The organism is Stenotrophomonas maltophilia group sp. Smal32 (assembly GCF_030237085.1).
Taxonomy (GTDB): domain Bacteria; phylum Pseudomonadota; class Gammaproteobacteria; order Xanthomonadales; family Xanthomonadaceae; genus Stenotrophomonas; species Stenotrophomonas maltophilia_Q.
Map to the genome: position 1 here is coordinate 1 of NZ_JASJSI010000030.1, position 12,152 is coordinate 12,152.

Here is a 12,152-nt window from a genome sequence, read left to right on the forward strand (position 1 = left end):
TTAATATAATAGAGTTTAATCTTGTGTTAGACTAAATAAATCTATATAATATTTTTTTAATGTACGCGAGGGGGGGCCAGGGGGGGGGGGGGGGGGGGGGGGGGGGGGGGGGGGCGGCGCCGGGGGGGCGCCCCCCCCCCCCCCCGGGGGGGGGGGGGGCCCCCCCCCCCCCCCCCCCCCCCCCCACCCCGCCAATCCTCGGAATGCCAGCTTTTGCTGTTGCTCTTGCGGTTGACGTTGCTTCGGCGGGTGCAGGGCGCAGCCCTGTAGAACACCCCCTACTCCTGCGGATCGCGGGTGATGTGGATATCGGTCGGGGTCGACAGCGGGATGTTCCGCTCCGCCAGGATCTGCAGCAGGCTGAAGTACAGATCGCTGCGGGTGGCGTAGACCTGCCGCGGGCTGGCCACGTACGCGAAGCTGTTGATGGTGATCTGGCCACCGGCAATGCTGTCGATGTAGACCGTCGGCGCCGGCTGCTTCAGCACGTTGGTGTGCGCGGTGTACGCATCCAGCAGCGCCTGCCGCAGATTGCCGACATCCGTGCTGGGCGGTACCGCGAACTGGATCTGGATGCGGCCCTGGTTGTTGCCCATCGTCATGTTGCGCACGGTCTTGGTGACCAGCTCGGAGTTGGGCACGATCAGCGTCGACTTGTCGCCCACCTGGATCTCGGTCGATCGCAGGCTGATGCGGCGGATGTCGCCCTCCTGGTCACCCAGCTTCACCCAGTCGCCGATCTTCACCGGGCGCTCGGCCAGCAGGATCAGGCCGGAAACAAAGTTCTGGGTGATCACCTGCAGGCCGAAGCCGATACCCACCGACAGCGCGCTGACCAGCAATGCCAGCTTGCTCAGCTGCAGGCCCATCGCGCTCAGCGCCCAGATCACCGCGATGATGATGCCCACATAGCGGGCAACCGTACTCACCGAATTGCGTGCGCCCAGGTCCAGTTCGGTCTTGGGCAGGTAGGTGTCGGTCAGCCAGCGCTGCACCAGCTGGGTGACCGCCAGGCCGGCCAGCAGCACCAGCACGGCCAGCACGATGCGCACCGGCTCCAGCTTGGTTCCGCCGATATCGAACCCAGAAGTGAACAGCGACGAGAACCGCTCGACCACTGCGCCGATGTTGCCGAATGGCGCCACCAGCGCCAGCAGCGCGATCAGTACGACGATGGTGCGCAGTGCTGCCGACAGCAGCACGCCGGCCTGCTCCAGCCGCGACACGCTCAGGCCAGTGCTGAGCAGGATGGTCTGGCCAACCTTGCTGTCGGCGTTGAGCATCCAGGTGCTCAGGTCATCTACGAACTTGAACAGCAGCGTCGCCGCCAGCACCACGATGCTGCCGCCGATCAGCTGCTGGTTCACGAACTTGGCGAAATTCAGATAGCCCAGCAGCGTGGCGATGATCGCTGCCACCACCGCAATGTTGCCCGCCACGCGCGCCAGCACCAGCCAGCTGCTGCGGCGCACCGGTGTACTCGGGCCCTGCCCGTCCGCCTGCGCTTCCAGCTTGGCTTCGGCCTCGGCGGTCTGCCGGCGGTGCAGGCGCGCCAGCGTCACCAGCATGGCCATGATCAGGCCGAGGTAGGTCAGTGCAATCAGGCCATCCAGCGCCACCGTGGTGACGTCGCTGGTGCGCGTGGCCTGATCGAGGGCGACCAGCACCGCGCTCAGCCAGGCCAGCGCCGCCGCGCCCCAGGCGTACTTGCGCAATTTCAGTGCGGCGGTGTCGTCCAGATTCAACAATCGCCATGAGGGGCGCTTGGGCACCAGCAGGCAGGCGCTGAGCGCCGCGATGAACGCGGCGCGGAAGGTCGCGGTTTCCAACCCGTCGGCCACCACCTGCAGGCGCGGTGCGATCGCATCAACGGCGTCCAGCGCCGCCATCAGCACCACTACGGCATAGCCGGGCAGCAACGTGCCCACCAGCAGCAGCCACATGGCCAGGCCAGACCGGCGCAGGCGGCCATCAGGCGCGCGGTCAGACGCGGCGAACTGCCGCCCCAGGCGGCGCAGCCACAACCGCAGCGGGAACATCATCACCAGCGCGGCCACCAGGCCCAGCAGCGGCGTGCCCCAGCCATTGGCGCCGATGCCAGCGATCAGCGTGTCACGCCCCTGCTCGGCCAGCGGCGCAACGCGTGCGATATCGATCGGCAGGCGCTCGGCCACCTTGCTCCACAGCGCAGGCGACAGCGGCGAGGCCACCTTCTGCCCCAGCTCTTCGGTGCGCTGCGCGGCGCGTTGCTGGTCGATGTCGGTCGCCAGCTGCTGGGCACGCACCGCGCTGGTCTTGGCTTGGGCCACCGATGCGGCCAGTCCGTCGCGCTGCTTGTTGAGGATGCGCCGTTGCGCCGCCAGTTCGGGCGGCTCGGTGGCGCCCTCGGCAGGCGTGCCCAGCTGCGCCAGCTGTTCGTCGAGACGGTCCAGCTGCGGCTGCAGCGACTTCTCCAGCGCCTCGGCGTCACGCCGGGCCTTCGAAGCGTCCTCGGACAGCATGGCCAATGTTTCGATGGCCGCGGCATCACCACGCTTGCGGTCGACTTCCTTCAGCTTCGCATCGATATCCGCCAGCTGCTGCTTCGGCGTGGGGTCCTCATCCTGTGCCAGCACCGGTGCCGACAGCAGGAAGGCAGTGCACAGCAGCAGGACCAGCCAAGGCCCCCGTGCACGGATCGATTGCAGGAAAGAAGACACGCCAGCCACACCGTTTCGCGCGGACCACCGCGCCTGCGCGCGACTATACGGCACAGACGGTAAAGGGCGGATGCGTGGCCCCGTGGCGGTATCAGTACTTCAACCGCAGCTCTTCCACCGTGGGCTGCTGCAGCGCGTACCAGTCCTGGAACTCTTCCTCGGTGATCTCATCGGGCGCATACACCGCCACCGGGTGCCAGTCGTGGTCGGTCGGCAGTGGCTGGCGCGGGCCGGCACGCAGGCTATAGCTGACGCCCTCGTAGTCCACCAGGTCGTCGACCTGCGGCCACTGTTCGCGTGCGAACGCGGATTCACTCTTCAACAGGATCACCTGGTACATCGGCACCTCCACTTCGGTTGGATCAGGAAAACACGGCGCTGGTGGCAGCATACCGCCGCACCGTTGACAACGGGCACGCCGCAGCAGCGACGGAACGTTCTGGACACGGCCATCGCCCCGGCTTCACCCGCCCATGGCAAGGCCATCGGCATCGTGGAGGCCCCCCCCTGCCACGACCGCCGATGACCGACCACCCGCCGCTGAAGACCGTCACCGACCTCAAGCTGCCCCGCTACCTGGGCACCTGGTACGAGATCGCACGCCTGCCGATGCGCCACGAACCGGAAGGCTGCACCGACGTGTCGGCGCACTACACCCTGCTCGACAACGGCAACGTCGGCGTCACCAACCGCTGCCGCATGGACGGCGAGGTCGAGGAAGCCACCGGCGAGGCCTGTGCCGTCGACAACGACAGCGCGCGCCTGGAGGTGAGCTTCCTGCCCAAGGGCCTGCGCTGGTTGCCATTCGCCAAGGGCGACTACTGGGTGATCCAGGTCGCCCCGGACTACAGCGTCGCGCTGGTCGGCAGCCCGGACCGCAAGTACCTGTGGCTGATGGCGCGCGAGCCACGCCTGGACGCGACCGTGCAGGACCATTATCTGGCGACTGCCCGCCTGCAGGGCTTCGATCTGTCCGAACTGATCCACACCCCGCATACCGGTCGCCCGACAGCCTGAGCCGCGCACGCCCATGGACCTCAAGAGTGGCTACCCATGGTGGGCGGTTCGCAACGGCCTGATCCACGCCTTCCCACCGCTGGAAGAGAACCTGCGCTGCGACGTGCTGGTGGTGGGTGGTGGCATCACCGGTGCGCTGATCGCCGACGAACTGTCCGCCCACGGCCACGAGGTGGCGGTCATCGAGCAGCGCGACATCGGTTGGGGCAGTACCGCCGCCAGCACCGCGCTGCTGCAGTACGAGATCGAAACCCATCTCCTGGAACTGGCACAGCGTTACGGCCATGACGCCGCCGCACGGGCCTACCTTGCCTGTGCCGAGGCCATTCCGGCGCTGGGCGATGTGGCGCGGGGCCTGAAGGACGTGGATTTCCAGCGGATGGACAGCCTGTACCTGGCCAGCCGCCATCGCGACGTGCCGCGCCTGATGGCCGAAGGCGATGCCCGTCGCGGTATCGGCCTGGATGCCCGCTGGCTTGGCCCCGGGGAACTGCAGGAACGTTTCGACGTTGGGGCCGGCGGCGCCCTGCTGACCCGGCAGGCGGCCCGGGTTGATCCGTATCGGCTGACCTATGCGCTGCTGCAGCGCCTGCGTCGGCGCGGCGGCCATGTGCATGACCGCACCGTACTGCACAGCCTCGATGCTACCGCGCGCGGGGTGACCGCCCGTACCGAAGCCGGTGCCACCATCCGCGCACGCCACGTGGTGCTGGCCATGGGCTATGCCAACCAGCGCTGGCTCAAGCAACGGGTCGCACGCAACCGCAGCAGCTACGCCTTCATCACCGATCCCATCGATGCGGACGTGCTCGGCCGGCTGCGCAACACGATGGTCTGGGAGAGCGCCCGCCCCTACCTGTACCTGCGCGCCACCGGCGACCGTCGCCTGCTGGTGGGCGGGCTGGACGACGCCATCGACATCCCCGCCCGCCGCGACCGGCGCGTTCAGAGCAAGGCCGACCAGCTGATGAAGCAGCTGCTGCGCTGGTTCCCACGGCTGGACCCGGTGCCGGCGTTCTCCTGGGGCGGCACCTTCGCCGAGACCGCTGATGGCCTGCCGTTCTTCGGCCCGCACGAACAATGGGGACCGCGGGTGCACTTCGCCATGGCCTACGGTGGCAACGGCATCACCTATTCGATGATCGGCGCGCAGCTGCTGCGGGCCCGGATCGAACGGCGCACGCATCCACTGGCGGGGCTGTTCGGGTTCGGGCGGTTGTGACCTGCAGCCAGGCATGGCCTGGCTCTACCCCAATCCGGTACCGACAGGCATCATTCAAGCAGCCCCTGCTAGCGTCGGCCTGTACCGCCGCGTGTTGCGTGGCCACCTGTCCGCTGGAGCGCTGTCATGATCCGCCCCCTGACCCTGCTGCTGTGCCTGGCCCTGCCGGGAACCGTGCTGGCCCAGTCCGCCGCAGGCGCCACCGCGCCGCAGGCGGCCGGCCTGGACCTGACGCTGCCGCAGGCGCCGATGCGCTACCTCAACGACCCGGCCCTGCAGCAGGACCCGCCGGGCACGTACTACGGTGACAAGAGCGGCCCGCGCGTGCACGACGACGCCAAGATCGCCGACGTCACTGACGACAAGGTCAAGGTGTCCGGCAGCTTCACCACCGGCATCGGCTATTCCAGGAATGGCGGCAACAGCCACTACAACGCCGCCACGCTGAACCTGAGCAAGAACTACACCACCGATGAGGGCAAGACCCACGGGGTCAACGTCAACATCCACGTGAGCGAAGGCAAGGGCCCGGGCTTCTTCGGTCCGTATGGCGGCTACTACGGCCGTGGCCCGGGCTACTGGGACTACCCGCCGCCGTTCGGCTGGTAAGCCAGCTCCTGTAGAGCCGAGCCCATGCTCGGCTACGGTTGGCCGCAAAGCCGAGCATGGGCTCGGCTCTACATGGGCCAACGTCAATCCAGCCAGCCATCGCGCTCGCTGTGCAGGATGCGGCCGTCGTAACCGCTCAGGCGCACCTCCACCTTCTGGTTGCGGGCATTGCGCGCTTCCAGCGACCAGGTGGCACCATCGCGTTCCAACGAATGGATCTCGCGCAGGCCATGTGCCTGTGCCCGTGCCAGCACCTGCTCGGTGGTCAGCAGCGCGCGGCCGTTGTGCTCGTCGAAGATCTCGCCGGTCTTCGGGTCCACGTAGACCTCGCTGAAGCGGCCATCGGCGCGGCTCACGTCCGCTTCCCACAGGCTGTCATCACGCTCGATCTCGTGGATCTGGGTGTAACCGGCCTTGCGCAGGGTCTGTTCAACCTGGGCCATGCCCAGCGGTGCGGCCTGAGCGGCCGGTACGATGGCCAGGGCGGCGACGGTGGCGAGGGCAAGCGACTTCAACATGGGGATTCTCCTGTTCGTGTTCATGGCCGGACCATCCCGGCAACGCCACGATGCACGGGGTGGTTAACAGCCCCTTAGCCGGCGCTGTTAGCCCGCTGTTAGTCAGCCGCTGCACACTCACGCCTGTTCCCCCTTCCCTCATGCGCCCGCGATGCTCGCCACCCTGCCCCTGCTGCTGGCCCTGGCCAACACCCCGACCGCCGCTGCGCCCGTGCAGGATCCGGCGCAGCAGGTCGCGCGCCGTGCCGTGCAGCAAGGCCGTTACGTGCCGCTGGAAAGCGTGGTGCGCGATGCACTCAAGCGCTACCCGGGGCAACTGCTGGAAGTGGAGCTGGACGACGGCGTCTACGAAGTGGAGATCCTGCGCGCTGACGGCGTGGTGGTGGAGCTGGACTATGATGCGCGCAGCGGAAAGCTGCTGAAGACGGAGCTGGACGACTGATGCGCATCCTGTTGGCCGAAGACGATGCCGCGCTGGCGCAGCGCCTGGTGCCCCTGCTGGAGCAGGCCGGCTACGTGGTGCATGTGGTTGCCGATGGCCGCCAGGCCGAAGAGATCGGCCAGATCGAAGATCTGCAGGCGGCCATCGTCGACCTGGGCCTGCCCGGCCTGGACGGACTGAGCGTGATCGAGCGCTGGCGTAGCAACGGCCGCGGCTTCCCGGTGCTGGTGCTGACCGCGCGCGGGCGCTGGCACGACAAGCTGGCCGGCTTCGATGCCGGTGCCGACGACTACCTGACCAAACCGTTCCAGGCCGACGAACTGGTGCTGCGCCTGCGCGCCCTGATCCGCCGCAGCCATGGCCACGCCAGCCCGCGCCTGCACTGCGGCCCGCTGCAGCTGGACGTCAACGCCGGCCGCTTCGAACTGGACGGACAGCCGCTGGCACTGAGCCCGCAGGAGTTCCGCCTGCTCAGTTGCTTCATCCATCACAGCGGCCAGGTGATCGGCCGTGACCGCCTGGGTGAACAGGTGTTCGAGGGTGGGCTGGATCCCGACTCCAACGCGCTGGATGTGCTGCTCGGGCGCGTACGCCGCAAGCTCGGCATCGAGCTGATCCAAACCGTACGCGGCCAGGGCTGGCGGCTGGCGCCGCCGTGACGCGGCAGCCCTCGCTGCGACGGCGCCTGCTGCTGGCCGGTGGCGTCGGCCTGCTGCTGATCTCGCTGCTGGCCAGTGCACTGCTGGGGGAACTTTTCAAGCGCAGCGCGCGTGATCGGCTGGACCACGAACTGCAGCAGGACATGCTGACTCTGGTCGCGCAGGTGGAAGTTGCCCCCGACGGCCAGTTGCAGCTGCGCCAGGAGCCGAACGATGCGCGCTTCCAGCGGGTGTTCTCCGGGGCTTACTGGCAGATCGCCGGTGCCGATGGCCGCGTGCTGCTGCAGTCACGCTCGTTGTGGGATGAAACGCTTCCCGCCACCGCCACTGGCCCGGCCACGCGCAACCTGACCGGCCCCCTGCAGCAATCGCTGCGCGCACGCGTGCAGCAGGTGCGCCTGCCACGCGCCAGCGGATCGTTCGTGGCGGTGGTCGCCACCGATCGCAGCGCACTGGACGCGGATGTTGCTGCATTCCGCAAGCGCACCGCCATCGCGCTGGGCGTGCTGGTCGCCGCGTGGCTGGCGGTGCTGGCCAGCCAGGTGCACTTCGGCCTGCGCCCGCTGCATCGCCTCGGTGCGCAGCTGGAACGCGTACGGCGCGGTGATGCGCAGCGCATCGAAACGCGCGGATTGGGCGCGGAGGTCGCACCGCTGGGTGAAGAACTCAACGCGCTGCTGGAGCACCAGCAGCGCATGGTCGCGCGGGCACGCACCAGTGCACAGGATCTGGCGCATGCGCTGAAGACTCCGCTGAGCGTATTGGCCGCCGAGGCCGACGGCGACGGTACGCATTGGCGTGCCACCGTGCGCGAGCAGAGTGCGCGCATGCAGGCCAGCGTCGACCGTTACCTTGCTGCCGGACTGGCCGCCGACCATCGCCAACGCACCGACGTGGCGGCCGTCGCGCAGGCGATGTGCCGGCTGATGGCACGCGTGCATGGCGAACGTGGCATTGCGTTCACGGCGGCGGATATCGATCCGGCGTTGCAGTTCGCCGGTGCCAGTGCGGACCTGGAAGAGATGCTGGGCAACCTGCTGGACAACGCCGGGCGCTGGGCGCAACGGCAGGTCACTGTCGAAGCAGAAACCAGCGAAGGGCAGCTACGCATCGAAGTGCGCGATGACGGCCCCGGCCTGGCTGCAGACGCGCTGGAACGGGTCACCCAGCGTGGTGTGCGGCTGGATGAGCGTGAAGGCAGCAGCGGGTTGGGCCTGGCGATCGTGGGCGATATCGCCGCCAGCTACGGCGGGCGGTTGGCGTTGGAGAATGCGCAGCCAGGGTTGCGGGCGACGGTGTGGTTGCCAGCGGGGTGACTCGTTGGCGCTGGAACGCCAAGCGGGTAGAGTCGACTGTTAGTCGACTTTCGCGCGTAGCGCGGGATTTCCCAGCGCCTCAGCAAAGAGCAGTCGACTAACAGTCGACTCTACCGCCTTCGCCGGGCATTTCAGTTCCCCATCAACGGTGATGCATCCACCAGCAGTCAATCGCGTCCAGCACGATGTGGATGATCAAACCGATGCCGAACAACCGCGTTTTCTTCGGCACGCACAGCCCCGCGTAGACGGCGATGGCCGGGGCCGTATGCAGCGGGTGGAAACCGATGCTGCAGCGGTTGGGCGCGTAGATCGGATCGGCCAGCAGGTGGTCCAGGTCGATCACCCAGCCCAGCAGCATCAGCAACCACGCCGAGGCGAAACGCTTGCGCCAGAACAGCCATGCCAGCAGGGCTGGCACGGCGGCATGCAGGAACAGGTGGAAGATCGCGCGTGCGCTCATCGGGGCCGGTAGCGCCGGGCCATGCCCGGCGTTCCCGTAATCATCAGACCAGCGGTTCGTCGGACAGGTACGTGTAGCCGGTCAGGCCCGCTTCCAGCGCTTCCGACAGTTCCTGCGCACGTTCCGGCGACAGCTCGGCCGCCGCCACGCGCTGGGCATAGGCCGCACGCAGGTCGTCCAGCCTGTAACCCACGTAGTCCAGCATCACGTCGGTGGTGTCGCCACGGCGCTGCTGGGTGATGGCATAACCATCGGCGTCGGCCAGCACTTCCACCGCGTCGGTATCACCGAACAGATTGTGGATGTCGCCCAGGATTTCCTGGTAGGCGCCGACCATGAAGAAACCGATGCGGTAGCTTTCGCCGTGCTTGATCGCGTGCAGCGGCAGCGAGCTGTCCAGACTCTCGTTCTCAACGTAGGTCTTGACCATGCCATCGGAATCGCAGGTCATGTCGGCGATGATGCCGCGGCGGTCCGGCGTTTCGTTCAGGCGTTCGATCGGCACGATCGGGAACACCTGGTCGATCGCCCAGGCATCGGGAATCGATTCGAACACGCTGAAGTTGACGAAGTACTTGTCGACCAGGCGCTCGTTCAATTCGTCCAGCGCCGGGCGATGGCTCTTTTCGTCGTAGCTCAGGCGCGCGCGCACGCCGTGGGCGATGGCATAGAACAGGTCGTCGATGCGCGCACGCTGCGGCAGGTCGATCTGGCCCAGCGCGTAGCTGGCCAGGCCTTCGGCGTGGAAGTGCTGCGCTTCCTGGAACAGTTCCACCGCCGGGCGCACGTCCAGTTCCTCATGGATTTCGCGCAGGTGGCGGATCGCCGCCGGCTCGTCGTCGTGCTGGTCCGGCACGCGGCCTTCCTGCGCCTGCTCCACTTCAGAGACATTGGCGATCAGCACCGCGTGGTGTGCGGTCATCGCGCGGCCGCACTCGGTCACGATGCGCGGCGGAGTCAGGCCGTGCTCTTCGCAGGCGCTGGCCAGCGGCTGCACGATGTTGCTGGCATACGAATTCAGGCCGTAGTTGATCGAGCAGAAGCTGCGCGAACGGGTGCCTTCGTAGTCCACGCCCAGGCCACCGCCCACGTCCACGTGGGTGATCTTCGCGCCCAGCTGTGACAGCTCGACGAAATAGCGGGTAGCTTCGCGCATGCCGTTGGCAATGTCGCGCACGTTGGAAATCTGCGAGCCCATGTGGAAGTGCAGCAGGCTCAGGCAGTCGGCGTACTCGGTATCGCGCAGCGACTTCCACAGGTCCAGCAGCTGGCGCGGTGACAGACCGAACTTGGCCTTGTCGCCACCGCTGTTCTGCCACTTGCCGGCGCCCAGCGAGGCCAGGCGCATGCGCACGCCCAGGCCCGGCTTCACGTCCAGCGCCTTGGACTCTTCCAGCACCAGCTTCAGCTCGGACGGCTTCTCGATGACGATGAAGGTCTGCAGGCCCAGCTTGCGACCGATCAGGGCCAGGCGGATGTACTCGCGGTCCTTGTAGCCGTTGCAGACGATCAGGCCACCCGGGCGCGACAGCGCCAGCACGGCCATCAGCTCGGGCTTGCTGCCCGCTTCCAGACCGAAGCCTTCACCGTGGTGGCTGGCCAGGGTGCCGGCCACGCCGCGGTGCTGGTTGACCTTGATCGGGTACACAGCGGTATAGCCGCCGGCATAGTCCCAGTCCTGCTGGGCCTGGGCGAAGGCCGCCTGCAGCTTGCCCAGGCGCTGACCGAGAATGTCGGGGAAGCGCACCAGCAGCGGCAGCTTGGCGCCGGCGGCGCGCGCAGCGTCCACCACCTTGGGCAGCGACACCACCGGGCCGTCCGCCCCGGTCGGTCTCACCACCATGTGCCCGGCCTGATCCACGTCGAAGTAACCATCCGCCCAATGCGGGATCGAGTAGGTCTTGCGGGCTTGGTCGAGGGACCAATCGGTCATTTCAGTCGGCCTTGTTGGCAATAAAAGGGGGGGCATGATAACGCCTATATGCCCACAGGTTCGTTATCATGCGCGCCCGCGCCCGTGACAGGTTTCAACCTGAACGGGCCGATCCGTCCGGATGTGGCATCTGTGCCACGCGGCCCCGCCCGCCAGCCCGGCTCCACCCCTCCGAACAGGACTGTTTTCCAATGACTGACAGCAACAACTGGTACATCGAACACTTCGAGCGCACCGGCTCGGCCATCGGCTACCGCATCACCGGCAAGCTGGACGAGGTGCAGTCGCCGTTCCAGAAGATCGAGATCTTCCAGACCACCGACTGGGGCAACCTGATGACCATCGACGGGGCCATCATGCTGACCAGCAAGGACAACTTCTTCTACCACGAGATGATCAGCCACCCGGTGCTGTTCACCCACGCCGCGCCCAAGCGCGTGGTGATCATCGGTGGCGGCGACTGCGGCACCCTGCGCGAAGTGCTCAAGCACACCGGCGTGGAAAGCGTGACCCAGTGCGATATCGACGAGCAGGTCACCGTGATGGCGCGCAAGCACTTCCCGGAACTGTGCGACTCCAATGACGACGCCCGCGCCGAGCTGCTGTTCGACGACGGCGTGGCCTACATGGCCAACTGCCCGGCCGGAAGCGTGGACGTGGTGATCGTGGACTCGACCGATCCGGTCGGCCCGGGTGAAGGCCTGTTCAACAAGGCGTTCTACGAGAGCTGCTTCAAGGCCCTGAAGGACGACGGCATCCTGGTGCAGCAGTCCGAGTCGCCGCTGATGCAGCTGGACCTGATCAACGAGATGCGCGCCGAGATGGGCAAGGCCGGCTTCGGCTCGTTCAAGACCCTGCCGTTCCCGCAGCCGTGCTACCCGACCGGCTGGTGGAGCGTGACCATGGCGCGCAAGGGCGACAGCAGCTTCGACTTCCGCCAGGCCGACTCGGCCGCCAAGACCTTCAACACCCTGTACTACACCGCCGCGCTGCACACCGGCGTGCTGGTGACCCCGCCGTTCGTGCAGGCGGCACTGAAGTAAAAGAAAAACCCGCGCTGGCGACAGCGCGGGTTTCTGCTTTCTGTAGAGCCGAGCCCATGCTCGGCTGATGTTCTCGCAGGAGCAGCCGAGCGTGGGCTCCGGGGTACACCCTGCCCCGCGGGGGTCCGGGGGGGGGGTGGGTGCCTGCGGCCCGTTTCGGGGCCCCACCGGCCCCCCCCCGCCCCCCGGGGTGTGGGGGGTGGGGGCGCCCGGGGGGGGGGGGGGGGGGGG

12 protein-coding genes are annotated in these 12,152 nt (G+C 67.3%); 7 read left to right on the plus strand and 5 right to left on the minus strand.

The genetic code is table 11. From position 1 onward, the window contains the following. Nucleotides 1-278: 278 nt before the first annotated feature. The gene (locus QRO91_RS09550; protein WP_197633356.1) at nucleotides 279-2,708 is read right to left on the minus strand and encodes a DUF3772 domain-containing protein; all 2,430 of its coding nucleotides are present in this window, start codon (nucleotides 2,706-2,708) and stop codon (nucleotides 279-281) included. An 82-nt stretch (nucleotides 2,709-2,790) separates the two neighbouring features. Further along, nucleotides 2,791-3,039: a hypothetical protein gene (locus QRO91_RS09555; RefSeq protein WP_006474562.1), complete on the minus strand. Its 249-nt coding sequence runs from the start codon at nucleotides 3,037-3,039 to the stop codon at nucleotides 2,791-2,793. A gap of 182 nt (nucleotides 3,040-3,221) precedes the next feature. On the opposite strand from QRO91_RS09555, the gene QRO91_RS09560 reads away from it, so the two are divergent. From QRO91_RS09560 to QRO91_RS09570, 3 genes are all read left to right on the plus strand, one after another. Next, complete coding sequence (locus tag QRO91_RS09560) at nucleotides 3,222-3,716, plus strand: lipocalin family protein (RefSeq protein WP_049432030.1); 495 nt, start codon at nucleotides 3,222-3,224, stop codon at nucleotides 3,714-3,716. A 13-nt stretch (nucleotides 3,717-3,729) separates the two neighbouring features. Continuing rightward, nucleotides 3,730-4,938 (plus strand): FAD-binding oxidoreductase, encoded by a 1,209-nt coding sequence (locus QRO91_RS09565; protein WP_285310369.1) that lies wholly within the window; start codon nucleotides 3,730-3,732, stop codon nucleotides 4,936-4,938. 126 nt (nucleotides 4,939-5,064) lie between these two features. Beyond that, complete coding sequence (locus QRO91_RS09570) at nucleotides 5,065-5,547, plus strand: hypothetical protein (protein ID WP_285310370.1); 483 nt, start codon at nucleotides 5,065-5,067, stop codon at nucleotides 5,545-5,547. 83 nt (nucleotides 5,548-5,630) lie between these two features. On the opposite strand, the gene QRO91_RS09575 is transcribed toward QRO91_RS09570, so the two are convergent. Next, nucleotides 5,631-6,065 (minus strand): PepSY domain-containing protein, encoded by a 435-nt coding sequence (locus QRO91_RS09575; protein ID WP_043034271.1) that lies wholly within the window; start codon nucleotides 6,063-6,065, stop codon nucleotides 5,631-5,633. Between the two features lie 151 nt (nucleotides 6,066-6,216). On the opposite strand from QRO91_RS09575, the gene QRO91_RS09580 reads away from it, so the two are divergent. Genes QRO91_RS09580 through QRO91_RS09590 form a run of 3 tightly spaced genes read left to right on the plus strand, consistent with a single transcriptional unit; the run spans nucleotide 6,217 to nucleotide 8,482 of the window. After that, nucleotides 6,217-6,507 carry a PepSY domain-containing protein gene (locus tag QRO91_RS09580; RefSeq protein ID WP_049432022.1) on the plus strand — a complete coding sequence of 97 codons (291 nt, stop codon included), beginning with the start codon at nucleotides 6,217-6,219 and terminating at the stop codon, nucleotides 6,505-6,507. Continuing rightward, on the plus strand, nucleotides 6,507-7,166 hold the full coding sequence (locus QRO91_RS09585; protein ID WP_049432019.1) for a response regulator transcription factor: 660 nt from the start codon (nucleotides 6,507-6,509) through the stop codon (nucleotides 7,164-7,166). Before QRO91_RS09580 ends, QRO91_RS09585 begins: the two co-directional genes overlap by 1 nt. Beyond that, nucleotides 7,163-8,482, plus strand: a complete 1,320-nt coding sequence (locus tag QRO91_RS09590) for a sensor histidine kinase (RefSeq protein WP_197650214.1) — start codon at nucleotides 7,163-7,165, stop codon at nucleotides 8,480-8,482. Before QRO91_RS09585 ends, QRO91_RS09590 begins: the two co-directional genes overlap by 4 nt. Before the next feature lie 142 nt (nucleotides 8,483-8,624). Here the strand turns inward: QRO91_RS09590 and QRO91_RS09595 are convergent, their stop codons facing one another. Next, a complete protein-coding gene (locus QRO91_RS09595; RefSeq protein WP_049432014.1) occupies nucleotides 8,625-8,945 on the minus strand; it encodes a DUF6122 family protein in 321 nt (106 codons plus the stop codon). A gap of 43 nt (nucleotides 8,946-8,988) precedes the next feature. Next, nucleotides 8,989-10,878 carry an arginine decarboxylase gene (gene speA / locus QRO91_RS09600; RefSeq protein ID WP_197650213.1) on the minus strand — a complete coding sequence of 630 codons (1,890 nt, stop codon included), beginning with the start codon at nucleotides 10,876-10,878 and terminating at the stop codon, nucleotides 8,989-8,991. A 191-nt stretch (nucleotides 10,879-11,069) separates the two neighbouring features. On the opposite strand from speA, the gene speE reads away from it, so the two are divergent. Beyond that, complete coding sequence (speE, locus tag QRO91_RS09605; protein ID WP_049432009.1) at nucleotides 11,070-11,921, plus strand: polyamine aminopropyltransferase; 852 nt, start codon at nucleotides 11,070-11,072, stop codon at nucleotides 11,919-11,921. Nucleotides 11,922-12,152 lie beyond the last annotated feature (231 nt).